The sequence below is a fragment of the Pseudomonas sp. H3_C08 genome, from assembly GCF_054669455.1.
On record NZ_CP162803.1, the window covers coordinates 1,632,738 to 1,659,093 of the forward strand.

Sequence of the window (26,356 nt, forward strand, 5' to 3'; positions counted from 1 at the left end):
TGCCATTAACGTCACCGTCGGCGTTCGATCCATTGTTCCCTGGTCAGCCCATAGCACTTGCACAGGGCCGGTGCACCGGAGAGGTTCAACTCGTCGTCGTACAAGTGCACGGCACCGATTTTCAACGCCGCTTTTTGCGAGCGGATGTTGGCGGGACCAATGTGAAAATAGACGGTGCCGTAGACTTCGAATACATGTTCCAGCATCAGTGCCTTCAACTCACGATTGGCATCGCCACCCCATTTTGCCCGCACCAGAAAGGTGTAGCCGATGGCAATACTTTCGGGCTGATCGGGTGGCGTGTAGTAGCTCGACATACCGACGATTTGCCCCGATTCGATATCGATAACGACGAGTGCTTTTCCGCTGGCCAGTCGAGCGGCAAAGTACCTTTCAAACACCTGCCGTTCATAGCGATCGTGGGCAGGATGGCCGGCCCAGATGAGCGGGTCACTCGCCGCTGAAAACAACGCTTCAAAGTCACTGGCGGTCAGCGCCCTGAGCTTTAGCGTGCGTCCATGAAGAACGGGTTGGCAGTCGAATTCGCATACCGGCATGGTTTCTTCCTGATCGATCTGAGGAGTGTGACCAGTCTAGGGTGGCAACAGGCTAAGGAAAGATCCAATTCGGTGCGAATTCATGGAGCCAACGGTTGTACCCATGACAATTCATTGATTGTCTTGATTCGGCGATTCTACGATGAGCTTCCGGCTATCTCGCTTGAGGCTCGGCATGCACATTGCCATTCTGACTTTCAAAGGTTTCAACGAACTCGATTCACTGATTGCCTACGCCATGCTCAACCGGGTTCGGCAGCCGGACTGGCACGTGTCTATCGCCAGTCCCACAGCCAAGGTGCGGTCAGTGAACGGCCTGGTTCATCGCACGGCTTGTCGGTTTGCAAGCTGCACGCGATGCGCTGCATGACGTGGCGCCGGTGGCGGAGAAAGACCGCTACATTGAGCGGGCGCTGGCGAATATTGCGCCGTTCTTGCAGGACAGGGATCAGCTCTCGCGGGTATCGGTTGATTCCACCGCCGCCTCAGCCTCCAGTTTCGCCCGCTCAGCCTTGCTGATGTACTTGGGCTTTTTCGGCGCCAGTTTGGCGCTGGCCTTCTTGGCCTTTTCCTTGAACAACTGCTGCAGTTTCTTTTGACGATTCATGTTTTCTGTCCGGCCTGCTCTTGCGCGCAAAAGGGGCGAATCCTGACGTAAGCGTCGGGCCAAGGCAATGCCCATTCTTCACATTGCGATAAAGTCGCGCACTGCCTTGATGGTCGGTGCCGGCGCCTCTTCCATCAACCAGTGTCCGGCTGCCGGAATCACCACCTCGGTAACGTTGTCCGCGGCATTGCGCATGACGATTGCTTCGTTGTTGCCAAAGGACTTTTCACCGCCCACGGCGAGCACCGGCATGGCCAGGTGTTTCTGCAGAACGGGGGCGTTGTCGAGGGCGTCCTGACGAATGCTGCGGAACTGGGCAAAAGCGGCGCGCATGGCGCCGGGGCGGGCGTAGAGCTTGGCGTAATGCTGGCGGGTGCCTTCATCGATTTTGGCCGGGGTGCCGGCGAACTCGTTCCAGAAACGGTCGAGGTAGATGCGTTCGCGCCCGGCAACCAGACGCTCCATGTCCGCGCCGCCGAAGTCGAAGTGCCAGAGCATCGGCGAACGAACGATGTCGTTCCACGGTGTGATGCCGGGCACGGGCGCATCCATCACCACCAGGCGCTCGGTCAGCTCGGGATAGCGCGCGGCATAGGCGAACGCGACCATGGTGCCGATGTCATGCCCGATGACCACCGAATGTTCGATCTTCAGCGCGCTCAATACCTGACGAATGTCGCCGGCCTGGGTCTTCTTGTCGTAGCCGTCCTGCGGAATCGATGACAAACCCATGCCGCGCAGATCCGGCACCACTACGGTGTGGTCGCGGGCCAGATCCGCCGCCAGCGGTGCCCACATGTCGCCGGTATCGCCGAAACCATGCAACAGCACCACGGCCGGGCCCTTGCCACCAACTCGCACATGCATTGTCGCGCCTTCGACTTTGATGTCCTGAGTGTGGAAGGTGGCGGGGAAGGGGGTGATGTCGGCGTGGACCTGGAAACTCAGGACGAGCAGGGCGAAGCCAGTCAGCAGCAGGCGGGTCATGGCGAAGTCTCCAGGCGTGGTGGCGATGGAGAGAGCGTAGACGTATCGATCAGGGGCGGCGGAGTTTCATCCGCAAGCAAATGCTGCCTCGATAAATGCCCCCAGCGCCTTCTCTTCGAGGATTTCGATCGAGAAATGCCCGAAGCGCTTGGGCAACCAGATGATGCGGGTTCCGGACGGGAGTCGATGGGCTGGGCGTAATCGACGACCGGTCAGCCGGAATAAACTAGGCTGATGTGTAACGTCACGATGACACAGGAGCAACCCACCATGAAGGCGCGCCGCATGAACAAGTCACGCACGTTGATTGCAACGATTTCCTCTCTTGCGCTGGTTTTCAGCTCGGCGATGGCATTGGCTGATCCCGGTAATGGCAAGGGCCAGGGCAATGGCAAAGGTAATTCGCAGAATGTGCAGGGCCACGGTAACCAGAAAGGTAACGGCAACAAGGGCAACAACTCTGGTGGTGACTGGAGTCATGGCCCAAATATCGATCGCGGCAATGTGCTCGGGATTGTAGGTGGCTACCGCGACTACTGGAGCCCGGGGCCTGCGCTGCCACCGGGCATTCAAAAGAATCTTGCACGCGGCAAACCGCTCCCGCCCGGGATCGCGAAAAAGCTCGATGGACGCCTGGTCGGTCACCTGCCGCATTACGATGGCTACGAATGGCAGCAGGCGGGCGCGGATCTGATATTGGTTGCACTGGCCACCGGCCTGATTTACGAGGTGCTCAACGGGGCGTTTGATTAAGATTTCCTGCTCCGCTGCGCACCACCTACCCCGATCAGACGATTTTCAAAGCGCTCAGCACGATCAGCGATTGTTCGGCAAACGCCTGGGCTTGCTCGGTCAGCGCGGCGATGTTGGCTTCGGCGGTGGTCAGCGTTTTGCCGTCCTTGACCAACACTTCGTTTTGTTCAGCGATGACGCTCCACGCCAGTTGCGCCCACTCCGCCGGGTGCTGTTTGCCCTGGCGGATTGCAATGAGGAACAGTTGCTGGAAGCGGCTGACCATGACGCCACCGCCGGTGACCGGGCTGCTCAACACCTGAATGTCGGCGTTGAACAGCGCGCGCTTGCACAGTTGCAGGTTGAACGCAGCGCAGCGTTCATACACCAGAGCCTCGGCAGCTTCGCTCTGGCAAGGGGCTACCGCGCCCATGCTGACCAGGATGGCGATGGCCTGTTCCAGATCGTCGTAGGCCATTGGTGACACCGCATCGAGCAACTGCTGCATCGTTTTGGCTTCATACATCTGATCCGCGAGGGCATTGAGGAGCGGGCGGTAAATTTCCGCTTGCAGCGTCGCTGCGCCAGCGGGGCCGGTGACGCTGGACGCTACGTTTTCTGCTGGTTGCATGAGGACAAAACGCGTTTTGAGCATGCGCGCCCGACGCTCGGCGGCGCAGAGCCGGTTGGCACCCCGCACGTACAGATCACGACGGAAAGACTGATTGACGAAGTAGTCACGTGCCTGCTCGCGCATCACCGGGTGCTCGATACCGTCGAGAAAGGTCAGGGCTTCGGCACTCAGATTGAGTGCATCAACCGAATCCAGCGGCACCGCTGTCGTGACGTAATCGAGCTTGGCCGGGGCCAGCGCATCCACCATGTCGGCGAAATACATGCAGTTCCAGTCGCGATTGAAATATTCGTGGGCGACGTATTGGCGGTCCTGACCTTTGATGGTCTGCAGTCGGGCGCCCAGACTTGGCGCGGCGATGGCGTACTTGGGGTTGGCCGCCAGCAGCGCTTCGGAAAACTGCAACGCGGCGTCGATGCGCTGATCCGCCCGCGTCGAGTGATTGGCGAAGCGGTCGTGCAGGCTGAACAATTGGCGTAACGGCGCCGCAGGCGACCAGCCCGGGAATGCGTTGTAACTGACGTACAGATGACCACCCGGCTTGAGGTGGCGCCGAGCGAATTCGACAATCAGTTTCTGGTTGTCACGGCTGACCCAGGTCCAGATGCCGTGCAGGCTGATGCTGTCGAATTGCGGCAAATCATGGCGCGCCAGCAGTTGCTCAAAGCTGTCGTCATAGAGTTTTGCGCCGTTGTTGCTGAGTTCTGCCAGCTCAATGGCATGGGCCGCCTGACCGGGGTGGAAGTCGGTCCCGACGAAGCCGGCAGGGCTCGCCGTGGCGTGGATATTGATCGACACACCCTGGCCAAAGCCGAGTTCACAGTGATAACCGTCGGGATTGTCCAGACCGGCAACGCCGCGCAACATCAGGCAGTAACGCTGGAAAACCGGATTGATTTCCCGGCTATAGCTGTAGGTGTAGCCTTCGTCGGTGAAATAACCTTCGTTCCAGGCGTTGCTCATGGGTGCAGCCTCTTGAATCAAAAATGAGGGATTGGACTTGCGTCGTTCAATCTTGCGCTGTCCACCGGGATGTTGTCGGCAGGATCAAACCATTCGATAGGGTCCATGCGGATATTTCGCAGAGCCACCGTTTGAAGGTGAGACGCGTACAGCGGCTCGGCCCAATAGTTGATCAGAACCGAACGCCGGCGCCCACCCAGTAGATTCCTGGTGCCGGCATGCAGCAGGTCGACATCGAACACCAGAATATCGCCCGCACGGCCCGTGAGCTGGACTGACCCCGACTCATCATTGACGTCTACCGGTGGCGCTCCCGGCGCCGGGCGATGGCTGCCGGGGACGAGGCGGGTCGCGCCGTTGTCGGCACCATAGTCATCGAAAAAAGCCAGGGCCACCGCACAGTCGCCGGGGCGTTGCGCGGACAAGTCGCGATGCAGCTGCTGATGGCCGCCCCCCGCAAGCGGTTCGCGACCCTCAACCTGGGACAGGAAGAAGCGCTCGGCGATCAGCTCACCGACCACGGCCAACACCGTTGGCAAGCGGCACACCGCGCGCACGGTCGCATGCTCATCCAGCAGCGAATGGCGCCAGTCCTGACCCCGTGGCACGGGCCAGCGATCTGACGGCCGCACACCCGCATCGAACGCCTGGCGCAGGTCGTCCAGCCACTCGGCGGGTATGGCGTGACGGAGCAGGGCGAAACCTTGTTGATGGAGCTGTTCACGGTTATTCATGATCGGACGTGTCCGCTCCTCACAAACGCACGCCCATCTCCAGGGCACGGGTTTCGAAGCCGAACTCGGCATACATGCGTACCGCGCGCTCGTTGAATGGCCATACCGTCAGGCGCAAGTCCTGAGCATCTTGCTCGATAGCCCAGTCTTTTACCCGTTGAATCAGTGCGCGGCCAATGCCTTTGCCCCAGAACGGCTCGGCGACACACACCGAGCCGATGCGCACCACATTCTGCGGTTGCATCAGCGGGCCGGAACTGGCGGACAGGATGGCCGTAATGAACGCCACGGGCCGTTCACCGGCGCTGGCGATGAAGACGATCTGGCCAGGCTTTTCGAATACCCCGGTCCAGTGCGGCAAATCGCGGGCAAAATCTTCGGTGGCGGCGGCGTAGATATCGGGGCGAGCGGCGTGGTGTACCGAGTTGAGCAGTTGGCCCAATTCGCTCATTACCGGCGCATCGTCAGCAGTGGCAATGCGATAGGTGATGACTTCTTCCATGATAAAAATCTCTTTGTTGTAGATATTGCCGCAGGTTCTCAGCGGGTAAGAGCAGCGTTGTTTGTCACTTTGCCGCAATTCTGAAAAAACGCTCTGGGCGGCACGGTGCAAGGGCAGCAGATGACTGGTGATCCAGCAGCTCTTCACTGACGAGGCACCCGACGATTGCCGCCAGCGTCACACCGGGATGCATCGCGCAAACGTAAACTCCACCGACCCCAGGCAAGTAACCGACAACGGGGAGGCCATCAGCGGGCATGGGCCGAAGACCGACGGCGACGGTTTGCGGCGCAATGGAAACCACACCGTGAAGTTCACTCTGTATGGCTTCGGCGGTTTGCCGGGCGATGTCAGTCGGCGAGTTGCCCGGCGCCTCTCCCAGATAATCTTCAGCGGCCAGCAACGTGCCGTCGGCGCTTTGCCGAATTTCCATGACAGGGCTGGAAATGATGCCTTTAACGAGGCCCGGTTGGGTCTGGTAGCGGATGAAAATGGCGGGCGAGGCGTCGATGGGCAGGGAGACGTTGAGCATCTGTGTTAACTGCCGGGTGCCAGTCCCCGCAGCAAGCACAACAAGGTCAGCATCAAACGTGCCCGCTGTGGTTTCAACGCCGGTGACATCTGCGTTGCAGGTTTTGAAAGCGGTCACTCGGGTTTGCGTGAGCAATTGCGCCCCCAGCGCCTGGGCGCCGGCAATCAAGGCGTGGGTGGCCTGCACGGCGTCGAGTGCGCCTTCTTCAGCAAGAAATAACGCGCAGGATGGGGGATTTTTCAGGTTGGGCTCGCGGGCAAGCACTTCGGCAGACGATAACAATGTCGCCGACGCCGGATACTCTGCTGATTCGCTGTTCGACAGCGCTCCGGTCCAGCGAATCTGCAAATCCGGCAGCTCGGTTTCGAGTCGCTGGTAGGCATCTATGGCCATACCGCGCAACTGCGCAATCGGATCAGCGCCGGCGTGCGTGGCAGTGATCCAGGCGAAAGAGCTTGCCGTCACGCCGCTCGCGATCTCGCCGGCCTCGATCAACGTGACCTGCGCACCTCTGCCAGACAGGTGATACGCAAGCGAGGCGCCGACGATGCCCGCACCCACCACCACAATTCGTCGATGTGTTGCCTGGTTCATTTCAACATTCCCTGTTGTCGATCGGCTGATCCTGCAGCAGGGAGACGCAGCGAGCAACCAGAAAAAAGCCCGGCCAAAAGCCGGGCTCGTACGCTGGCAACGGGTTAAGCAAACATATCTCCGGCGGGCATTAGGCCTGCCGGTCCGTGACGGATGCTCAGTCGCTATGGATCAAGGATCAGGTTACGACGCCGAATGCTGACTGACATGCTTGGGCCCCGCCAGCGCCCAGGCAATCAACCCGAACAACGGCACAAACACGATCAGCACAATCCACACACCCTTATTGCTCGCTTTCCCCTCGCTCTTGCGCACCCGATTGATGGCCCAGAGTTCGATTAGCAGAAGAACTGCCGCCAGTACGATCCACACGGTTTCGATTTGCATTGGCTACCTCCTGATGGTCTGTTCGTTAGGTGGCGTAGGGTGCGGCGGGTTCATTTATTTTTATTCAGGGCATTGAGCAGGCGGGCCAGTTGCAAGGCGACGCGGCCGCTGTTGTAGGTTGGCAGCAGGTGGGTGAAAGGGATCTCGATGATGCGGTTCTCGCGCACCGCGCGCAGTTGCGAGAGGACCGGGTCGTGGGCCAACAGGTAGCGTTTGCGGCGGGCGGGCGACCATTCGGCGTCGGCCAGCAGGATCACGTCCGGGTCGCTGGCCAGCAGGGTTTCGCTGTTCACGGTCACTCGATAGAGGTTGATGTCGGCAAACACATTGCGCGCACCGGCAGCGGCCAACAGCTGGGTGACAAAGCCACGTCGACCTTCGCTGTCGAGACCTTTGACTTCGCTGTCGAGATAGAACACGGACAACGGTTTACCTGCACCGGCCAAGGCTCGGGCGCTGGCAATGTCCTTTTCCATGGAGTCGATCAATGCTTGGGCTTTTTGCTGCTGGTGCAGCAGCTTGCCCAAGGTCAGCAAGTCATTGCGCACATGCGCGAAATAATCCAGCGAGTGCCCGTTGCAGGCGGATTCCAGCAGATACGAACCCACGCCATTGCGCGCAAGCCCCGAGCGCGAGGTCACCCCGTCGCCGAACGCCGTGGCAAAACCGCCGATCACCAGATCCGGCTTCGCAGCGTAAAGCACTTCGCTGGCCGGGTACTGCCGCGCGATTACCGGTACGCCGAAATACTCGGCTTGGCGCTGACCGGCACCGGTGTCATCCAGATACGCCACGCCGACCAGCGCTGGCCCGGCACCCAGTGCGAGGACGAGATCGGCCGCATGCTGATTGAGCGCGACGATGCGCGAAGATTGATCGGCGCTCCATTCTTCGCCGCAATTGCGGTAACTGTCGGCGAGTACAGGCATTGAGCAGAGCAGGGCGCCAAGTACGTACAGAATCGATCTCATGTCTGCGCCTTGATCAGCAAATCCGCAACCACTTCACCGCCCACCAGATGCCCCTCGACCAGCCGCTGCACATCTTCATGGCTGCGCACGCCATACCAGCAGCGCTCCGGATACACCGTTACAATCGGCCCCAGATTGCACGGAAACTGGCAGTGCGTACGCGTCAGCAAGACGCCATCCGGCGTCTCGATGCGATCGTGCGCGAGCAAATGCCGGCGCAGGGTTTTCCATAACTGCAAGGCGCCGCGCTGGGTGCAACGCGGGCCGGTGCAGAGGAATACATGGCGCGCATGCTCGGGCACATTTGACCAGTCCGGGTGCGTGTCGACGCCGTCGACGGTTTTGACTTCACTCATCAGAAGCGGTACGTGTAGCGCACTTCGGAGGTGAACGGCCGGCCGAGGTTGTCGACGTTGCTCGAACGGCTGGTGACGTAATCGCGGTCGAACAGGTTTTCCACCAGCAGGCTCACGCGGTGCTGATGAGCGTTGTCGAGGTAGCGATAAGCGTCGGCGTCGACCACGGAATAGTTACCGTACTCGACTTGCTTCGAGCTTTTGATGTCGCGGATATAGCGGATCGCACCGCCGGCGCCCCACAGACGGTTTTCCGATTCATAGCCAAGCCGCGAGCGGGCGAAGAAGCTCGGGATATCGTTGAGGGTTACACCGCTGCGCGATTCGGTGAGGTTGCGGGTCATGTCCGCTTGCAGGCTCCACTGATCGTTGAGCGCGAGTTTGGCGTCGGCCTCGAAACCGCGCATACGCACCTGGCCTTCACCGTTGACCCATTGAATGTCGTCGAGGGTGATCAAGTCGTCGATCTTGCGTTTGAACAGGGTCACGCTGGCGCTGAATTCGCGGTCGAGCAGAAAGCCTTTGTAGTCGACACCCAGCTCCGCATTGCGGCTTTTTTCCGGCTTCAGGTTGCGATTGCCGATCTCGTCGCCCGGTTCATTGACGAACAATTGCTCGGCGTTTGGCAGTTTGTAGGCGCTGCCGTACTGGCCGCGCACCGACCAATTGTCATTGAGGTCATACAGCGAAGTGAGCATGCCGACGGTGGCACCATCGCCACCGCTCATGGCTTCGTGACGCACACCGATGCTCGGGTGCCAGTCGGGCAGGGCGTCGATCTGCGGGCGCAGTTGCGTGTAGAAAGCGTGGGCTTCGGCCTTGTCGTTATCGATGATCAACACATCATCCTGGCCCTTGAACCACTGGTTGTCGGTGCCGAACACCAGTACATGGCCACCGGGCAATTCAGCCTTGCCCTCGGCCTGCACACCCCAATCGGTGAAGCCCCAATAGTCATTGTGGTTGATGACTTTGGTGCCGCCGCCCTCCACGTTGTTGACGCGGGTATAACGCGTGTCCCAGTCGTTGATATGGCCTTTGACGAAGTAGCTCAGGCGCTCATTGACGGTCTGCTCGAAGGTCGCCGTGGCGATCTGCTGCACGCGGTCGTTAGTAGTCTTGTGGTTGTCGACCGGGCGGGCGAAATCGAGGTTGGCGTCGGCGTATTGGTAAAACAGCTCCAGCCGCGAATCATCGTCGAACGACTGAATCGCCTTGCCGCCGAACGTGGTGACTTCGTAGGCGCGATCCTTGCCGGAATCGTTTTTCATGTCGCGGTTGCGATAGGGCTGGTAACCGTCGGAGACGTTGTGACTGACGTACGCCAACAAACCGAGGTCGCCGAAGCCGTTAGTGAAGATATTCTCGACGCGAGCGTCTTCGGTGGTGCCGCCAAAGCTGTCGACGCCTAGATTCACTTCGCCGGCGGCTTTGCGCGATTGCGGGCTGCGGGTGACGATGTTGATCACACCGGACACGGCCTGGGTGCCGAACAACAGGCTCTGCCCACCCTTGAGCACTTCGATGCGTTCGATGGCGTTGGCCGGCAGGGTGTCCAGATAGAGGCCACCGTACAGGCGATTGTTCAGGCGCACGCCGTCGAGCAGGATCAGCGTGTCGTCGTTGCGCCCGCCGAGCAGCGAATAGGTGCCGTAGTCGAAAGGGCCGTTTTTCGGCGCCACATACAAGCCTGGAATGAACATCTGCATCACCCGGCTGACATCGGCGCTGGGGCCGGCGCGTTCGATCTGCTCGCGGCTGACGATTTCGACCTTGCTGCCGAATCTGGCCATCTCGGCGACGGTGGTGGATTCCACTGACGGTGCAGTAACGATTTGTTGATTGAGTTCCAGCGGCGCGTCGTCGGCCAGTAGCAGCGGGCTGAACAGGCAGCCAAGGAACAGGGTTGGAGCAGAAGTGTTGAAAGGTCGAATCATTGTCTTCTCGAAAAGGATCTTCGCAGAAGAGCATGCAAGAGAAGGCATCGCGCACAGCCAATACCGGCCCATGCCCGCCCACCGCAGGATTTTGCCAAACGAAATTCCAGGCCGGTCTCCGGGCTCGCGCGTATCGAGGTTTTCACCTTCCCATGGCCGTCTGGCCACAGTGGTGTATTGAAAACATCACGCGCATACCGTTGCGGGGGCAGCACCGGACTTGTTCGAAAAGAACGTACCGGTTTCCCGTTTCACCCCATGCACGGCGGCATGGGACACCTGAAACTGGCCGGCATCTGAACATTCGAGGAGCGTCTCGTCAATGCGGCAACCACCAGGGGAGCTATTGGATGCGTTCCAGAGCGACAAACTGGCCACTCAACCACGCATAAAGCTGAGACACCGCCGGGGTGATCTGCTTGCGATGCGGGCACACCAGACTCAACGGTGAGGCATTGCCGGGAAAATCCTTCAGTAGCACGACCAGTCGCCCTGCGATCACGTCTGCACTGACGTCCAGCCAGGATTTGTTGGCGATGCCTTCGCCGCTCAACGCCCAGCGGCGCACGATGTCGGCGTCGTCGCTGAACATCGGTCCCGAGACCTGGATCGTTTCACTGCCCAGACTCCACTTGTCGTAGATCCGGCCGCCTTGCTGGTAGAGCAGGCAAGCGTGGTTGTGCAGATCATCCGGCGTTTGCGGGTATCCGTGGCGCTCCACGTATTCCGGTGCGGCGACCAGCACCCGCCGGTTCCACGGTGCCAGCGGCAGCGCCACGTAGTTGGCATCTTCATTCGAGCCGTATCGAATCGCCACGTCTACCGGGTCACGAAACAAGTCGGCCATCTGGTCCGACAGGGAAAAGCGCAAGGTCAGTTCCGGGTGCTGGCGGCGAAACAGTGTGAGCCACGGCAGCAAAATGTTGCGCCCCAGATCGGACGGCGCCGTCACTTGCAACACGCCGCGCAACGTGGCGTTTTCACCGCGCAGGTTTTCCTTGCCTTGCTTGAGCGCCTCCAGCACCGAGTGGGCAGTGGGCAAGTATTGCTCGCCCTCGGCGGTTAATCGCAGGCTGCGGGTGGTGCGCGCAAACAGGCGCACGTCCAGCTCACGCTCCAGACGCTTGATCGCCGCGGCAACCTGACCGGGCAATAAATCCGCCTCATGGGCGGCAGCTGTGAAGCTGCCCAGCGCGGCGCTGCGGGTGAACAAACCAAGATCATCGATGCGGATCATTTTCACTCCTGAAGTGAAAGTGTTGGCGCATTCTGCTGGTTTTTCTTTGTGCTTGGGAAGTCGAAGATGGCGGCAAGCGAGCACATCAGCTCTTCAGACAGCGAGTTTCCATGAAAGCCATCACCTTCACCCAACACGCTTTGCCCATTGAAGATCCGCAATCGTTGCAGGACATCGACCTTCCGGTGCCAACTCCCGGCCCCCGGGATTTGCTCGTAGAAGTTCGTGCGGTGTCGGTCAATCCGGTCGATACCAAAGTACGCGCCGGCACTTTCACCAAAGAACCGAAAATCCTCGGCTGGGATGCCGCCGGCATCGTCCGCGAGGTCGGGGCTGAAGTGACGCTGTTTCAGCCTGGCGACGAAGTGTTCTACGCAGGCTCCCTTGCCCGCACCGGCAGTTATAGCGAATTTCACCTGGTGGACGAGCGAATCGTCGGGCACAAACCGCGTTCGTTAAGTGCTGCGGATGCCGCGGCATTGCCGTTGACCTCGATCACCGCCTGGGAGCTGTTGTTTGACCGTCTCGGTGTCACCGAAGGTTCAGGGCAGGGCAAGTGCCTGTTGATCACGGGGGCAGCGGGCGGCGTCGGTTCGATGCTGGTGCAATTGGCCCGACAGTTGACGCGGCTGACCGTCATCGGCACCGCCTCGCGGCAGGAAACGGCTGACTGGGTCCGGCAATTGGGCGCGCATCACGTCATCGATCACAGTCAGCCGCTGCTCGCACAGTTGCAGGCACTGGGCATCGACGAGGTCAGCCATGTCGCCAGCCTGACCCATACCGAGGAGCATTTTGCGCAGCTGATTGAAGTGCTCCAAGCACAAGGGCGTCTGGGCGTGATCGACGATCCTGAAAGCCTCGACGTAATGCCGCTCAAGCGCAAGTCGCTGTCGCTGCACTGGGAGCTGATGTTCACCCGTTCGCTGTACGAAACCCCGGACATGATTGAGCAGCATCACCTGCTCAATCGCGTCAGCGATCTGATTGACCAGGGCATTTTGAAAACGACCGTCGGTGAACATTTCGGCGCGATCAACGCGGCAAACATGCGCCGTGCCCATGCCTTGGTCGAGAGCGGCAAGGCCCGAGGCAAACTGGTACTCGAAGGTTTCTGATTTCACTCATTCAGACGGGCCTGCACGCGGGCCGGTCAGGAGCAGCTCATGCGTATGAAAAAGCTTTCTGCTGCATTGGCCATGGTCATGGCAGCGCCGTTCGCCCATGCAATCAGTGCCGTGCCGTTGCCGGCCAATGCCCCCGCCGACCGATCCTTCGGCAAGCTCGAACAGGTCCATGCGTTCTACGACGCGATGCCCACCGGCGTGACCGTCACCGAGACCGGGCGCATCTTCGTCAACTTCCCGCGTTGGGGCGACAACGTGCCGTTCACCGTGGGCGAGATCCGCGACGGCAAAGTCGTGGCTTACCCGAACGCGGCGATCAACCAGGAAAACCTCAACGATCCCAGTGATGGTCTGATCAGCGTACAGAGCGTGGTGGCCGACGGGCGGGGTCGTGTCTGGTTGCTCGATACCGCCGCGCCGGGTTTCGCAGACCCAAAACCCAAAGGCGCGAAGCTGATCGCGGTGGATCTGGTCAGCAACAAGATCGTCAAGCGCCTGGTGTTCCCGGACAACGTCATGTTGCCGAGCACCTACGTCAACGACATGCGTTTCGACTTTCGCACAGGCCCGGAGGGAACGGTCTATCTGACTGACTCGTCCCTGCGCGGACCGGGCGCGATCATCGTCATGGACATCGCCAGCGGCAGTGCCATGCGCCGCTTGAGCGGTGTGCCGGCGACCTCGGTTGACCCGACCTTTGTCCCGGTGGTTGAAGGCCTGCCACTCACCGTTGAAGGTCCGGACGGCAAGCGCAAACCACTGGGCGTGGCCTCGGACGGCATCGCGCTGTCGGCGGACGGCAAGACACTGTATTTCACACCGCTGTCGAGTCGGCACCTGTATTCGGTGTCCACCGCGTTGCTGCGTGACGCCAACTTCAGTGAACAGCAACTGACGGCCGCCGTGCAGGACCTGGGGGAGAAGGGCGCGTCCGATGGTCTGGAGGCTGACGCCGCCGGCGCCGTCTATGCCGGCGATTACGAGCACAACTCGATCCGCAAGCGTCTGCCGGACGGCCAATGGCAAACGCTGGTACACGACCCGCGCCTGCTCTGGCCAGACACATTGTCGATTGGCCCCGACGGCTATCTGTATTTCATCGCCAACCAGTTGCACCGCCAGGCGGCATTCCGTTCCGGGCAGGATCAGCGGCAAAAACCTTACAGCCTGATGCGTCTGAAGATCGACGCAGCGCCGGCGCCGACGCGCTGATTTCCAAGCGGCATTGAGTTCTACGTTTTCACTTTTCAGATCAGGAGTTCAATCATGGATCTCGTTTCTCTGGCCAAGCGCCGTTTCACCACAAAAGTTTTCGATGCCGAGCGCAAGATTCCCAGGCACACACTGGAGTTGCTGCTGGAACAACTGCGCAACAGCCCGTCGTCGGTCAACTCCCAGCCTTGGCATTTCGTGGTTGCCGAGAGTGATCAGAGCCGTGCGCGAATCGCCCACAGTACTCAGGGGCCGTTCAGCTTCAACCAGCCGAAAATACTCAACGCGTCGCACGTCATCGTCTTTTGCACTCGCACGCATCTGCCCGAGGAATACCTGCAAGCGTTGCTGGCTCAGGAAGCCATGGACGGGCGCTTTCACAATGCCGAGGCGCGAGCAGGGCAGGAGCGTGGGCGGCGCGGTTTTGTCGATCTGCATCGCTTCGATCAGAAAGACCTGCAGCACTGGATGGAAAAGCAGACCTACCTCGCGCTGGGCACATTGCTGCTGGGTGCCGCCTCGCTGGGTATCGACGCGACGCCGATGGAAGGTTTCGACAGCAAAGTCCTCGACAGTGAACTGGGCCTGCGTGAACAGGGCTTCACCAGTCTGGTTGTGGTGAGCCTAGGCTATCACAGCAGCGAAGACTTCAACGCAGGCCTGCCCAAGTCCCGCTTACCGTCCCAGTCGCTGTTTACCTTTCTCTGAATGCACCCGGTCCCAGGAGTATTGAAGATGAGCCAGTCCACAGAAACATTGATCTCGATCGCCGTGCTCAAGGCCAGGTCAGGCCAGGAACAGGCCTTGAAAGAAGGCTTGCTGGCGCTGGTTGAGCCGACACGCGCAGAGCCGGGCAATCTCGACTATGTGTTGTTTGAACTGCGCGACCAGCGCGGCACGTTCTACATGCGCGAGGCCTTCAAGGATCAGGCGGCACTGGATGCGCATTTCGCCATGCCTTACTTCAAGCGCTTTGCCGCCGCGGCGGATGACCTGCTGGAAGAGCCGCTGCAACTGATATTTCTTGAGCACGTGTCGAACTGATCCAGTCGTCCATTCAACCTGTCAGGGTGTGCAGCCATGAAAGATACCGCGCAACGGCCAACCCACGGAACGCCGGTTCACGAAGACATCGATGCCATTGAAACCAACGAGTGGCTGGAAGCCCTGGCAGGTGTCGCGAAAGTCGGCGGCAGACCGCGCGTGCGGTTCTTGCTGCTGCGACTGGCCGAGCAGGCCAGCCGTCTCGGCGTGCAAACGACGGCGAGTGCGTATTCGCTGTACCAGAACACCATCGCGCTCGAACAGCAGCCGGTTTATCCCGGGGATCTGGTGATGGAGGAGCGCATCACCTCGATCATTCGCTGGAACGCCCTGGCCATGGTGGCGAAGGCGAACAAGGCCTATGGCGAATTGGGTGGTCACATCGCCAGTTACGCCTCGGCGGCGGAAATTTTCGAGGTCGGCTTCAATCACTTTTTCCGTGCGGACAGCGAAGCCGGGCGCGGTGATCTGGTTTACTTCCAGGCGCACTCTGCCCCCGGCGTGTACGCGCGGGCCTTTCTTGAAGGGCGTTTGCAGGCGTCGCAACTGGAGCGTTACCGGCAAGAAGTGAAGGGCGGCGGATTGTGTTCCTATCCGCATCCTTGGCTGATGCCCGACTTCTGGCAGTTTCCCACGGGCTCAATGGGTATTGGCCCGATCAATGCGATTTACCAGGCGCGGTTCCTGCGGTATTTGCAGCACCGTGGGATTGCCTCGACGGAGGGGCGGCATGTCTGGGGCGTCTTTGGTGATGGCGAGATGGACGAGCCGGAGTCCATCGCGGCGCTTTCGCTGGCAGCGCGGGAGAATCTCGACAACGTCACCTTCGTGATCAACTGCAATCTGCAGCGTCTCGACGGCCCCGTACGCGGCAACGGGCAAATCGTTCAGGAACTGGAGTCACTGTTCAGCGGCGCCGGCTGGAATGTGATCAAGGTGCTGTGGGGTTCGGACTGGGACCCATTGTTTGCCCGCGATGACGGCCATGCACTGTTGCGCCACTTCGCCGGGATGGTGGATGGCGAGTACCAGAATCTGGGGGCCAATGACGGTGCGTATAACCGCAGCCATTTCTTCGACCAGGATCCCCAGTTGCAGGCGTTGGTTGCAGACATGAGCCCGGAGCAGATCGACGCGTTGCGCCGGGGCGGTCACGACTTTCGTAAGTTGCATGCCGCGTTCGAGGCCGCGCGCAAGCACAAGGGCAGGCCGACCGTGGTGCTCGCCAAAACCAAGAAAGGTTTCGGCATGGGCCAGATCGGCGAGTCGCGCAACACCTCGCACCAGCAGAAAAAACTCGATATCGAGGTGCTCAAGGCCTTCCGTGATCGTTTCGCCTTGCCGCTGGATGATGAGGCCGTGGCAGAAATGCGCTTCTACAAACCGGCTGACGACAGCCCCGAGTTGCGATACCTGCATCAGCAGCGACGGGCACTCGGCGGTTACTTGCCCAAGCGCAACGGTGTGGCAGCACCAATAGCCGTGCCACCGCTCGACAGCTATGGCCGTTTTGCGCTGAAGGCCGATGAGCGTGAAAACTCGACGACCATGGCGGTGGTGCGACTGTTCACCCATCTGATCCGGGACAAACAATTGGGGCCGCGCATTGTGCCGATTGTCGCCGATGAAGCGCGCACATTCGGCATGGCGAATCTGTTCCGGCAGATCGGGATTTATTCATCCGTCGGCCAGTTGTACGAGCCAGAAGATGCCGGCGCGCTGCTCTATTACAAGGAATCGACCGACGGGCAACTGCTCGAAGAAGGCATCACCGAAGCCGGTGCGATTTCTTCCTGGATCGCTGCGGCCACCTCCTACAGCGTCAATGGCGAGCCGATGCTGCCGTTCTACATTTACTACTCGATGTTCGGTTTTCAGCGCATTGGCGACCTGATCTGGGCAGCGGCCGACCAGCGCGCCAGAGGCTTTTTGATCGGTGCCACATCGGGGCGCACAACGCTGGCCGGTGAAGGACTGCAGCATCAGGACGGTTCCAGTCAGTTGATGGCAGCCACTGTGCCCAACTGCCGCGCCTACGACCCGGCATTTGCCAGCGAGGCGGCGGTGATCATCGACCATGGCGCCCGGCGCATGCTGGAGCAGCAAGAGGATGAGTTCTATTACCTGACGGTAACCAACGAGAACTACGTTCAGGCCTCACTTGAACCAGACGAACACGCGGACGTGATTCGCGGCATGCGCCTCTATGCCCGCTGTGGCGAGGGGGTGCCGGCGGTTCGTTTACTGGGTTCGGGAGCGATTCTGCGCGAGGTGATTGCCGCCGCACATATGCTGGATCAAGAGTGGCAAGTCAGCAGCGAAGTGTGGAGTGTGACCAGCTTCTCCGAACTCGCCCGGGATGCCCGCGAGGTGCAGCGTCAGCAAGTGTTCGGCGGCGATGTCGAGTGCCAGAGTCACCTGCTGCATTGTCTGCCCGGTCACGCTCCAGTCGTGGCGGCCAGTGATTACGTGCGTGCCTATGCACAATTGGTGGTGCCGTATTTACAGGCGCCGTGCATCTGCCTGGGCACCGACGGATTTGGACGCAGCGACACACGTTCGGCGTTGCGCAGCTTCTTTGAAGTGGATCGCTATCACATCGTTTTGGCGGCGCTGGCTTCAGTCGATCCGCAGGCACATGCCGAGGCTCGGGCGAAATACGGCATCGACGCCGACGCCGAAGCCCCCCTGGAACTGCTGAGCTTTCACGTCGTGTGTTGCGTCTTTCATCAACTAACAATCGCGACGGCACACTTTGGCTGTCTGCTGCGCAAATGGATCGCGTCGGCTGGCGAACAACTGATCTGAATGGCCTGCTGACGTTCGGCCCTATATCCTTCCCGCCTGTTTGATGAAATGACTTAGGGAAGAATTGCATGCCGTTCAGGGTGATGGTGGTCGGGGGCTACGGAAATTTCGGCATCATCGTGTGCAGACATCTGGCGCTGATGCCGGATATCGGGCTGGTGCTGTCGGGCCGTGATCCGCGCAAGTTGCAGCGCAAACTCGATGAGCTCAACAGCCATTCGGGAAACGTCTGCGAAGGCTGGTGCGGCGATGCCATGGGGACGGAGTTCGAAGCCGCTTTGCGTGCGCTGAACATTCAGTTGGTCGTCCATACCGGCGGGCCGTTTCAGGGGCAAGCCTATGCTGTTGCGCAGCGTTGCATCGATGCCGGCGTGAACTACTGCGACCTCGCGGACTGCCGCACCTTCGTCAACGGCATCGACGTGCTCGACGCGCGGGCGAAACAAGCGGGCGTGGCGATCCTCAGTGGTTGCAGTTCGGTGCCGACGCTGTCTTCCGCGATCATTGATGAGCAGCGCCAGCGCTTTTCGCGCATTGACTCGATCGAGCATGGCATTTCTTCCTCGGCAAAAATGCCCGGGCTGTCGACCATCGAAGGCGTACTCGCTTACGCCGGCAAACCGATCAAGCAACTCAAGAACGGCAAAGTCCATGAAGTGTCGGGCTGGCTGGACCTGACCCTGCGCAAGATGCCGCAGATGGGCACGCGATTGCTGGCCAACGTCGATGTCCCGGACATGGACATCTTCGCCGGTCGTTATGGTGCGCAAACGCTGAGCTTCAAGGCCGGCGCCGGTCTCAAGCTCGGCGGTATCGCCAACGGCTTGCTGGCGCAGGCGCTGAAAGTCGGGCTGGTGCGCGACCATGCCTTGTGGGCCGGCAGGCTGCATCGCCTGGGTATGCATTTCGAGCGATTCGGCGATGGCAAAAGTGCGATGTACATCGATGTGCAGGGCCTTGGTGTTGATGGCAAACCGCTGTCGATGACCGCGCAACTCACCGCTTTGAACGACAAAGGCCCGGAAATCCCCAGCTGCGCCGCCGTGGCCCTGGCCACGAAAATGGCCCAGGGTTACGTGCCAACCGCCGGCGCCAGACCGTGCGTGGGCGAAATCAGCGTCGCCGAGTACATGGCCGCGATCAACGACCCGGACAACCTGAGCCTGGCCGTGCATTTCTCGGACGGGCAGCGCTGACATGCTCTATCTGTGCCTCAAGTACCTGCACATCATCGCCGCGATCTTCCTGTTCGGTTTCGGCATGGGCTCCTACCTCTACCTGATCGCCGCCAGCCGCACCGGCAATCCGTACGTGATAGGGCACGTCGCGCGCATGGTGGTGCGCTTCGACACCTGGATCACCACGCCGGCCGGGTTTGTGCAGATCATCACCGGTTATCTGCTGATGCGGCTTTCGGGGTTGTCGATGAGCACCGAGTGGGTGCTGACCTCGCTGATCGTCTTCTTCTGCGTCGGCTCGCTGTGGCTGCCGGTGTTGCTCCTGCAGAAGCGCCTGTATGTGATGGCGTCGAGTGCGAGCGAGGCGGGGACGGGGCTTGATGAGCAGTATCAAGCCGTTTACCGGAAGTGGTTCTGGATGGGCGTGCTCGGGTTTACCGGGATGTTTGTCATCGTGCTGATGATGGTGACGAAGATGACACCGGTGCAGTTGATTAGCTTTCTGGCGTAGTTATTTTCAGAAAGCGCTGTTGATGATCCGGGGTTGGCAGCAGGCAGGTGTCGTACTTGCCGAACAGTCGGTAGCGGTTCAGCGCGATGCGGTCGTAGGCCCAGTCGCGCAGGCCGCGCGGAAATACGCGTAGCAGCCGCAATGGCTGCCAGCGGGCGGGTAGTTGGCTGATGACTTCGAAGAACGCGTCTGAACGTTCCCAGTAGTGACGGTCACGGATTACCGCCATGGTGTCGAATTGGTCGACTGGCAGGCCGGCCCACGCGAGCAAGGCTTGTCCCTCCGGCGACTGCACCGCTGCCAGACGCACGCGACGTTGATGATCATGGCGAATCAAAAAACGCGCCCAGCCGTTGCAGAGTTTGCACACGCCATCGAACAGGACCACGGATTCGCCGGGGTTGAGGAACGGGGCGGGGGTAGGGCGGGTTTTTGGCGTGGGCATGGGTTTTGTGTTCAAGACGTCGGGTGTTGCGATCATAGCGCCGCCAGCAGTGGTTCGCGAATGACCGCGCTCGCTTAGGCACATGAATGTGAGAGACAGACCACGTTCAGCAGCGTGATCCCTCGCCTGTTGAATGTCGCCGTCAAGCCGTTGCCTCACTTGCCCGAACGGCCCCCACTCGATCCTTGGAGCCGGCCCGAAGTTTATGCCGATACTTCAACGCTGGCCGCTCGACGCAGTAATACGAAACACCACTGAGCAAGAACGACAGCACCAACACCGTTGCAACCTTGGACCAATCGAATGAGGTGATCGGCCAGAGGCCGTGCAGGAAGTAAATCACCAGGAAGTGATTGAGGAATACGCCATAGCTGATGTTCCCGAGAAACTCGTCAATCCGGTGAAATTTGAGTGTTGTCAGCCCGTACACGGCAGGGATGCCCAGGGCAATGCCGGCGGCCACTTCGGCGTTGGACGGCCGACGTTCGATCCAGCCCATCATGATCGCTGCAAAGATCAATGCCGCTGCCGCAGCGGTACCTGCGGCGATTATTAATCCCTTGGCCTGCGGTTTGTAGAGGTAACTGCCGCACAGGAATATAAACAGCACGCCGGGCAACAAGCGGTAGCCGTAGTAGTCGGTGTTGACGAAACCCAGGCACGCGGGGATGAAGACCGCAACGGACAAGGCGAAAGCCACGCCCCGTGCTCGGTAGATGAGCAGGAACGGGATCACCAGATAAAAGCACATCTCAAGCCCGAGCGACCAGGCCGGAGGCAAAATCCACGATCCGCTCGCGCCGAACATATAGAAACCCAACGGCACGATCGCCAGGCTGGCTGCGATGTTTCTGAAGGTCAATTCGGCCCATTGCGGCGTGCCAGGCAGGAGGAAATAGATCACCGCACAAGAGAGGATGAAGTAGAACAGGAACTGTGGGTAAAGGCGCAAGGCCCGGTCCAGGTAGAACCGGCCAACTTTTTCGGGCGCCTGGTAGTTGCGCTCGATCAGTGAGGTCATCACAAAACCACTGATGAGCAGGAAAGAAATCACCGCCACCACGCCCGGGTTGAACCCCATGAACATCTTGCCCATATGCGAAACAGCGACCGGCACGGCCAACAGCAGACGGTAGGCTCCCACGTGTATCCCCAAACGACCTTGTAGTTATGGCGGGTAAATTACGATGGTTTATGGGTGGATAACAGGTTTTTCTCTGCGTTCGGGCGGGACACGGCTTGGCCAGCCAGCGCTTCGGATACCCCCAGCCCGGTCGCCATCGGCGTCAACAGACTGGCCGGAAGGTACCCAGCGGGCAGCAAGCCAAACACGGCCTGGCCTTTTTGGGGGGGGCCGTTGGCGTGGTCGAACTGGGTCGCCAGCGCGGTCCCCGACCAAGCGGAAAGCGCCGGGGGATGGTGCTAGCGTCTGTACAGTCGGCCATCGCCACAGGCGCAGCTGCTGGTGGGGCAATGTTTAGCTTTCCAAGCGGAGCCGACCCGCCATAGCGGCTATCTACTCCGCCAGCTACCGGCGCCCCAAAGATGACAGAGCTGAGGCTCAGGTTGAGCCTGAACAAGCCGGTTACGCCCCCGGTTGGACCGCCGGCGTAACCCCGACACCCCCGGCTGCTAGGGCGTGGGAGCCCTTGTCACTGGGCTTATGAGATATCGATCTGGTACCTGAACCCCTCGGCCGCCGCGCGGGAAATTCGGTATTCGAGCGGGGAGCGGTCATAGCCGAGGGCGGTGCGCTCGATGGTGACGACCGGGGCGCCTTCTTTGATTGAAAGGGTTTTGGCGGTGGCCCGGTCGGCTTGCTCTACGGTGAGGGTCTCTGTCGCCGAGCCGATACATTGTCCGCACTGGGTTTCATAAAACAGGTAGAGCAGTTCGCCGAAGCTTTCGGATTCAATTTCCAGCAATACGCCGAACCGTGTGGCGGGGAGCCAGATATCCTCGTGAAACAGTGTGCGGCTTTCAACCATCCGCAGCCGTTCCAGGTGCACGACGTCTTCGTCGCCCTGCAATTTCAGGGCTGTTGCCACAGGTTGAGAGGGTTTTTGCCGGCTCTTTGCCAGGATGCGGCTGGTCGGTATTTCGCGCCCGCCAGCGGCATTCACTTGCCTGAAGAATCGCGCCAGTGAGGCATCGAAGTTGGGACGGCGCACATAGGTGCCCCGGCCCTGGCTGCGCAGGAGCAGGCCTTCATTGACCAGTGTGTCCACGGCCTTTCGTACCGTGCCGATGGCTACACCATAGTGTTTGGTGAGCTCGGCCTCCGTGGGGATGGGCGAGCCTGGCATCCATTCGCCGGTGGCGATCTTGGCGAGCATTTCTTCTCGCAGGCGCTGGTAGAGCGGCAAGCGCTCGTCGTATCCGAGGGTAGGGGCGTTCATTTTTTCTTGGATTCCTTTTCGGCATGCGCAGCCACTTTATCACCTGCGTGAGGTTTGACAGATATCCATCCCTGAATATATGGTGATCTAGTCATATATATGAATTTAAGCTTCTGTACACGTGCTGACGATTGCAGGATTGGGCCAAATAACCTGATTTCTCATGGCGGCAGGTGATTCTCCATAACAACAAACGAACGGGGTTATCTGTTTATGACCAGCCTTCACCCGCCTGCCTTCACCGGTGTGGACACGCACGCCCACGTCTTCCGCCAGGATCTGCCGATGGTTGCCAACCGTCGCTACAGCCCGCGTTACAACGCTTTGGTGGAGCAATACGTGGATCACCTGGATCGCCACGGTTTTTCACACGGCGTGTTGATTCAGCCGAGCTTTCTGGGCACCGACAATCACTTCATGCTTGACGCGTTGCGTCGTTATCCGCAGCGCTTGCGTGGGGTGGCGGTGGTGGATGTCGACGTCAGCGAAACCCTGCTCGACGAATTGGCCAAAGCGGGTGTGGTTGGTATCCGTTTGAATCTCATTGGTAAGGCGCTGGCGGATTACAGCGGCCCAGCCTGGACCACTCTGTTCCAGCGGTTGGCGCTGCGGGGATGGCAAGTTGAAGTTCAGCGCGGCATCGATGACCTGGCGCCGATCGTATCGGCCATCAGGGCCTGCGGTGTGACCGTGGTCATCGATCATTTCGGCCTGCCGACGGGGGGCATCGATGCCGGGAACCCCAACCATCAGGCGTTTCTTGAGTTGCTGAAGGATGACGGGGTGTGGCTCAAGCTTTCCGCCCCGTACCGCAGTCGATCCGATCTTGCCCAGGCATCGCATGGGCTGGCGCTGTTGCGCGACGCGAGTGGCGGTCTCCAGCGACTCGTCTGGGGCAGCGATTGGCCCAACACTCAGTATGAACAGCAGACGGACTATTCCCGGCAAGTGGCTTTCCTCGAAGGCTTGCTGCCGGACGCGGCCGAGCGGGCGCATGTGCTGAAGGACAACCCAGCGAAGCTGTTTGGCTTCGAAATACGCTGCTAAACGATCAATAACAACAATAGGACTTCCATCATGATGAGCCTGCTCGTCGTCGCGGCAATCGTTGTCGCCGTTGCCCTGGGTTACAAGACCAAGATCAACATAGGTCTGTTCGCCATCGCTTTTGCTTACCTGATCGGCTGTTACGGCATGGGGTTGAGCCCGTCCGACGTCATCAGCCTGTGGCCGTTGAAGATTTTCTTCATCATCTTCTCGGTTTGTCTGTTCTATAGTTTTGCCACCGTCAATGGCACGCTTGAAAAATTGGCGGAGCATCTGATTTATCGATGCCGGTCGATGCCTCAATTGTTGCCGTTCGCGGTCTTCTTCACGGCAACCACCATCTCGGCGATGGGGGCGGGCTACTACACAGTGCTGGCGTTCATGGCGCCCATCACGCTGCTGCTGTGCGAGCGCACCGGGATGAGCCTGATCACGGGCGGCATGGCGGTCAACTATGGCGCCTTGAGCGGAGCCAACTTCGTCTCCAGCCAGAGTGGAATCATTTTTCGTGGCTTGATGGCCAATGCTGGCATCCCGGAAAACGAGGCCTTCATCAACGCCGCAGCGATTTTCGCCAGTACCCTGGTGATACCGCTGGCGGTGATTTCGGTATTGGTGTTTCTCACCGGCCATGGCAAGGCGATGAAAGCGTCCGCTTATGCGGTCGCCGTGCCGACGCCGCTGAACCGCGAGCAGACAATCACCCTGTGGCTGACGTTAGCGATGATGGTGATCGTACTGGCGGCACCCGTCGCGCAAATTGTCTTCCCGGCAAATTCCACGGTGAGCTTCATCAATTCGAAAATGGACATCGGTTTGATCGCCAGCCTGTTCTCGGTGATCGCGCTCTTGCTGAAACTGGGCGACGAACGCAAGGCAATGGCGTCTGTGCCTTGGGGCACGTTGATCATGATCTGTGGTGTGGGCATGCTGATCTCGGTCGCGATCAAGGCCGGGACCATCGGCTTGCTGGCATCGTGGATGGGCAATAGCATTGCGCCGATCATGGTGCCGATTGTCTTCGGTGTGGTGGCGGCGTTCATGTCGTTATTCTCCAGCACGCTGGGGGTGGTGACGCCGGCGCTGTTCCCGTTGGTGCCACCGCTTGCCACGGCACTGGGGCTAGATCCGATGATTCTGTTTGTGGCCATCGTCGTTGGCGCTCAAGCCACCTCCATCTCGCCGTTCTCCTCTGGTGGTAGCTTGATATTAGGCTCATGTGTCACGGAGCAGAGTCGCAGCTCACTGTTCCAGCAGCTCCTGTTTCGCGCAGCGCCACTTGGCTTTGTCGCGGCACTGGTGTTCAACGCTGTTCTCACGTTCCTCTAAGCACGGCTCTTCACGGCCCGGCGCCTTTGCCGAGCCGTTGCATTTGGCACGTCGATCAATCAATAGGGAAAAATGACCATCATTGATGTGCTGGGAAGTGTGCAAGCCATCCGATATCGGTCAAATCGAATGGGGTTGCTTGCCGTCGCCCAGCACGTTAAGGCTTTTATCGCGCTAACTGAACCGGACGCTGAAGCCTATGCTCGTTAATTTACGAGCGCTCTAACCAGAATTCATCCACCTGATGCTGGGAACCAGCCTACAGATCTCCGCCTAGCGATTGCAGCTTTTATAGCTACGCTTGCCAGCATGAGACTGGTGCAAGTGCGCCAACTCCTTAATTGTCTGGCAAGGGAGCCAACAACCATGGATAGCACTCAGGGCGTTTATCCATCAGCGACCGTTCTGGTGGTCGACGATACCCCCGACAACCTGATGTTGATCGCCGAGTTGCTGAAGGACAAATATCGGGTCAAGGCCGCCAACAGCGGCGAAAAGGCCCTACGCCTTCTTCAGGCCGACCCGCTTCCCGATCTGATTCTGCTGGATATCATGATGCCGGGCCTGTCCGGTTATGACGTTGCCGAGCAGCTCAAGCTTGACGTTCGCATTCGCCATATACCGATCATTTTCCTCACCTCCATGACCGCCACGGAGGACGAGATTCGCGGCTTGAGCCTCGGGGCTGCGGATTACATCACCAAGCCGATCATCCCCCCGGTGCTCATGGCCAGGGTCGAGACCCAAATCAAGCTCAAATCCGTTGCCGACTTCCTGCGCAATCAGAATGAGTTTCTGGAGCGGGAAGTGCAGCGCCGCACCCAGGAGGTGATCGCCATCCAGGATGTCACCATCCACGCCATGGCTTCGCTGGCCGAAACCCGTGACAACGAAACCGGCAACCACATTCGCCGTACCCAGCACTACATCAAACGCCTGGCTGAACTATTGCGAAACCACCCGCGCTTCCGGCACTTTCTCGACGAGGACAGCATCAAGCTGCTCTTCAAATCGGCACCGCTGCACGATATCGGCAAGATTGGCATTCCCGATCGCATCCTGCTCAAACCGGGACGGCTCACCGCTGAAGAATTCGAGATCATGAAGACCCACACCACATTGGGGCGTGACGCCATCCAGCACGCGGAGGATCAATTAGGCATAAACGTCGATTTCCTTCATTTGGCCAAGGAAATCGCCTACGGCCATCAGGAAAAGTGGGATGGCAGTGGCTATCCGCAAGGCTTGGCCGCCGACGATATCCCGATCAGCGCCAGGTTAATGGCCGTGGCAGATGTCTACGATGCGCTGATCAGCCGCCGCGTGTACAAGCCCGGCATGCCTCACGAGCAGGCGGTGAAAATCATCGGCGAAGGCCGGGGCTCGCATTTTGATCCGGACATCTGTGACGCGTTTCTCGCCAATGCCGAGCAGTTCCGCGCAATTGCCGAGCGTTTTGCCGACAGCGACCAGGACATGGCCAGGCAGTTAGCACTGCTTGAGCAGATTGCCGAACGTCCCTGAAT

Annotated in this window: 26 protein-coding genes, 3 pseudogenes and 1 riboswitch; of the genes and pseudogenes, 13 read left to right on the forward strand and 16 right to left on the reverse strand. The window is 59.7% G+C overall.

Features of this window, described 5'->3' with window-relative positions:
- Positions 1 to 11: 11 nt before the first annotated feature.
- Positions 12 to 557 carry a GNAT family N-acetyltransferase gene (locus AB4N74_RS07530; RefSeq protein ID WP_257358381.1) on the reverse strand — a complete coding sequence of 182 codons (546 nt, stop codon included), beginning with the start codon at positions 555 to 557 and terminating at the stop codon, positions 12 to 14.
- 175 nt (positions 558 to 732) lie between these two features.
- Here AB4N74_RS07530 and AB4N74_RS07535 point away from each other — a divergent pair.
- Positions 733 to 879 (forward strand): annotated as a pseudogene (locus AB4N74_RS07535) (AraC family transcriptional regulator); the annotation flags it as partial.
- Between the two features lie 126 nt (positions 880 to 1,005).
- Here AB4N74_RS07535 and AB4N74_RS07540 read toward each other — a convergent pair.
- The 3 genes and pseudogenes from AB4N74_RS07540 to AB4N74_RS07550 form a co-directional block, all read right to left on the reverse strand.
- On the reverse strand, positions 1,006 to 1,164 hold the full coding sequence (locus AB4N74_RS07540; RefSeq protein WP_093433404.1) for a DUF2986 domain-containing protein: 159 nt from the start codon (positions 1,162 to 1,164) through the stop codon (positions 1,006 to 1,008).
- Between the two features lie 78 nt (positions 1,165 to 1,242).
- On the reverse strand, positions 1,243 to 2,151 hold the full coding sequence (locus tag AB4N74_RS07545) for an alpha/beta fold hydrolase (protein WP_460099106.1): 909 nt from the start codon (positions 2,149 to 2,151) through the stop codon (positions 1,243 to 1,245).
- Positions 2,152 to 2,217: 66 nt separating this feature from the next.
- A pseudogene (locus AB4N74_RS07550) lies at positions 2,218 to 2,331 on the reverse strand (VOC family protein); the annotation flags it as partial.
- A 105-nt stretch (positions 2,332 to 2,436) separates the two neighbouring features.
- Here AB4N74_RS07550 and AB4N74_RS07555 point away from each other — a divergent pair.
- A complete protein-coding gene (locus AB4N74_RS07555; RefSeq protein WP_460101078.1) occupies positions 2,437 to 2,904 on the forward strand; it encodes an anti-virulence regulator CigR family protein in 468 nt (155 codons plus the stop codon).
- A gap of 34 nt (positions 2,905 to 2,938) precedes the next feature.
- Here AB4N74_RS07555 and AB4N74_RS07560 read toward each other — a convergent pair whose 3' ends face one another.
- The 9 genes from AB4N74_RS07560 to AB4N74_RS07600 form a co-directional block, all read right to left on the reverse strand.
- Positions 2,939 to 4,480 carry a methyltransferase regulatory domain-containing protein gene (locus AB4N74_RS07560; protein ID WP_460099109.1) on the reverse strand — a complete coding sequence of 514 codons (1,542 nt, stop codon included), beginning with the start codon at positions 4,478 to 4,480 and terminating at the stop codon, positions 2,939 to 2,941.
- A 17-nt stretch (positions 4,481 to 4,497) separates the two neighbouring features.
- A complete protein-coding gene (locus AB4N74_RS07565; protein ID WP_460099111.1) occupies positions 4,498 to 5,214 on the reverse strand; it encodes a phytanoyl-CoA dioxygenase family protein in 717 nt (238 codons plus the stop codon).
- Positions 5,215 to 5,233: 19 nt separating this feature from the next.
- A complete protein-coding gene (locus tag AB4N74_RS07570; protein ID WP_460099114.1) occupies positions 5,234 to 5,716 on the reverse strand; it encodes a GNAT family N-acetyltransferase in 483 nt (160 codons plus the stop codon).
- A 64-nt stretch (positions 5,717 to 5,780) separates the two neighbouring features.
- Positions 5,781 to 6,842, reverse strand: a complete 1,062-nt coding sequence (locus AB4N74_RS07575; RefSeq protein ID WP_460099117.1) for an NAD(P)/FAD-dependent oxidoreductase — start codon at positions 6,840 to 6,842, stop codon at positions 5,781 to 5,783.
- Between the two features lie 183 nt (positions 6,843 to 7,025).
- On the reverse strand, positions 7,026 to 7,229 hold the full coding sequence (locus tag AB4N74_RS07580) for a PLD nuclease N-terminal domain-containing protein (RefSeq protein ID WP_007916127.1): 204 nt from the start codon (positions 7,227 to 7,229) through the stop codon (positions 7,026 to 7,028).
- A 50-nt stretch (positions 7,230 to 7,279) separates the two neighbouring features.
- Positions 7,280 to 8,200 (reverse strand): ABC transporter substrate-binding protein, encoded by a 921-nt coding sequence (locus tag AB4N74_RS07585; protein WP_460099120.1) that lies wholly within the window; start codon positions 8,198 to 8,200, stop codon positions 7,280 to 7,282.
- On the reverse strand, positions 8,197 to 8,556 hold the full coding sequence (locus AB4N74_RS07590) for a (2Fe-2S) ferredoxin domain-containing protein (protein ID WP_460099123.1): 360 nt from the start codon (positions 8,554 to 8,556) through the stop codon (positions 8,197 to 8,199). Before AB4N74_RS07590 ends, AB4N74_RS07585 begins: the two co-directional genes overlap by 4 nt.
- On the reverse strand, positions 8,556 to 10,493 hold the full coding sequence (locus tag AB4N74_RS07595) for a TonB-dependent receptor plug domain-containing protein (RefSeq protein WP_460099126.1): 1,938 nt from the start codon (positions 10,491 to 10,493) through the stop codon (positions 8,556 to 8,558). The genes AB4N74_RS07590 and AB4N74_RS07595 overlap by 1 nt, the downstream gene beginning before the upstream one ends.
- Before the next feature lie 92 nt (positions 10,494 to 10,585).
- Positions 10,586 to 10,791, reverse strand: a riboswitch (cobalamin riboswitch).
- Positions 10,792 to 10,836: 45 nt separating this feature from the next.
- A complete protein-coding gene (locus tag AB4N74_RS07600; RefSeq protein WP_093433378.1) occupies positions 10,837 to 11,730 on the reverse strand; it encodes a LysR family transcriptional regulator in 894 nt (297 codons plus the stop codon).
- A gap of 110 nt (positions 11,731 to 11,840) precedes the next feature.
- Here AB4N74_RS07600 and AB4N74_RS07605 point away from each other — a divergent pair, with 110 nt between their 5' ends.
- The 7 genes from AB4N74_RS07605 to AB4N74_RS07635 all read left to right on the forward strand — a co-directional run bounded on the left by AB4N74_RS07605 (position 11,841) and on the right by AB4N74_RS07635 (position 19,610).
- Complete coding sequence (locus tag AB4N74_RS07605; RefSeq protein WP_460099129.1) at positions 11,841 to 12,848, forward strand: zinc-binding alcohol dehydrogenase family protein; 1,008 nt, start codon at positions 11,841 to 11,843, stop codon at positions 12,846 to 12,848.
- Between the two features lie 48 nt (positions 12,849 to 12,896).
- Entirely contained in the window at positions 12,897 to 14,069 is a 1,173-nt protein-coding gene (locus AB4N74_RS07610) for an L-dopachrome tautomerase-related protein (protein WP_093433373.1), read from the forward strand.
- 54 nt (positions 14,070 to 14,123) lie between these two features.
- Positions 14,124 to 14,777, forward strand: a complete 654-nt coding sequence (gene nfsB / locus AB4N74_RS07615; RefSeq protein ID WP_099758926.1) for an oxygen-insensitive NAD(P)H nitroreductase — start codon at positions 14,124 to 14,126, stop codon at positions 14,775 to 14,777.
- Between the two features lie 27 nt (positions 14,778 to 14,804).
- Entirely contained in the window at positions 14,805 to 15,113 is a 309-nt protein-coding gene (locus AB4N74_RS07620; RefSeq protein ID WP_095049901.1) for a putative quinol monooxygenase, read from the forward strand.
- A gap of 36 nt (positions 15,114 to 15,149) precedes the next feature.
- Positions 15,150 to 17,921, forward strand: coding sequence for an alpha-ketoglutarate dehydrogenase (gene mdeB / locus AB4N74_RS07625; protein WP_460099134.1), 2,772 nt, complete (start codon positions 15,150 to 15,152; stop codon positions 17,919 to 17,921).
- A gap of 68 nt (positions 17,922 to 17,989) precedes the next feature.
- A complete protein-coding gene (locus AB4N74_RS07630) occupies positions 17,990 to 19,117 on the forward strand; it encodes a saccharopine dehydrogenase family protein (RefSeq protein ID WP_460099137.1) in 1,128 nt (375 codons plus the stop codon).
- A gap of 1 nt (position 19,118) precedes the next feature.
- Positions 19,119 to 19,610: a DUF2269 family protein gene (locus tag AB4N74_RS07635; protein ID WP_460099140.1), complete on the forward strand. Its 492-nt coding sequence runs from the start codon at positions 19,119 to 19,121 to the stop codon at positions 19,608 to 19,610.
- Here AB4N74_RS07635 and AB4N74_RS07640 read toward each other — a convergent pair.
- Together AB4N74_RS07640 and AB4N74_RS07645 are read right to left on the reverse strand one after the other, a co-directional pair.
- Positions 19,594 to 20,055, reverse strand: a complete 462-nt coding sequence (locus tag AB4N74_RS07640; RefSeq protein WP_093433359.1) for a thiol-disulfide oxidoreductase DCC family protein — start codon at positions 20,053 to 20,055, stop codon at positions 19,594 to 19,596. The two genes, AB4N74_RS07635 and AB4N74_RS07640, sit on opposite strands and share 17 nt — an antisense overlap.
- A 142-nt stretch (positions 20,056 to 20,197) precedes the next feature.
- Positions 20,198 to 21,199: an acyltransferase family protein gene (locus tag AB4N74_RS07645; RefSeq protein WP_460099142.1), complete on the reverse strand. Its 1,002-nt coding sequence runs from the start codon at positions 21,197 to 21,199 to the stop codon at positions 20,198 to 20,200.
- 126 nt (positions 21,200 to 21,325) lie between these two features.
- Between AB4N74_RS07645 and AB4N74_RS07650 the strand changes: the two are divergent.
- Positions 21,326 to 21,552 (forward strand): annotated as a pseudogene (locus tag AB4N74_RS07650) (MFS transporter); the annotation flags it as partial.
- Between the two features lie 164 nt (positions 21,553 to 21,716).
- On the opposite strand, the gene AB4N74_RS07655 reads toward AB4N74_RS07650, so the two are convergent.
- Complete coding sequence (locus AB4N74_RS07655) at positions 21,717 to 22,454, reverse strand: GntR family transcriptional regulator (protein ID WP_460099145.1); 738 nt, start codon at positions 22,452 to 22,454, stop codon at positions 21,717 to 21,719.
- Positions 22,455 to 22,667: 213 nt separating this feature from the next.
- On the opposite strand from AB4N74_RS07655, the gene AB4N74_RS07660 reads away from it, so the two are divergent.
- The 3 genes from AB4N74_RS07660 (at position 22,668) to AB4N74_RS07670 (ending at position 26,354) form a co-directional block, all read left to right on the forward strand.
- On the forward strand, positions 22,668 to 23,501 hold the full coding sequence (locus AB4N74_RS07660; protein ID WP_460099148.1) for an amidohydrolase family protein: 834 nt from the start codon (positions 22,668 to 22,670) through the stop codon (positions 23,499 to 23,501).
- A gap of 30 nt (positions 23,502 to 23,531) precedes the next feature.
- Entirely contained in the window at positions 23,532 to 24,830 is a 1,299-nt protein-coding gene (locus AB4N74_RS07665) for an SLC13 family permease (protein WP_093433350.1), read from the forward strand.
- 366 nt (positions 24,831 to 25,196) lie between these two features.
- A complete protein-coding gene (locus AB4N74_RS07670) occupies positions 25,197 to 26,354 on the forward strand; it encodes an HD-GYP domain-containing protein (protein WP_093433347.1) in 1,158 nt (385 codons plus the stop codon).
- The last annotated feature ends 2 nt before the right edge of the window (positions 26,355 to 26,356 follow it).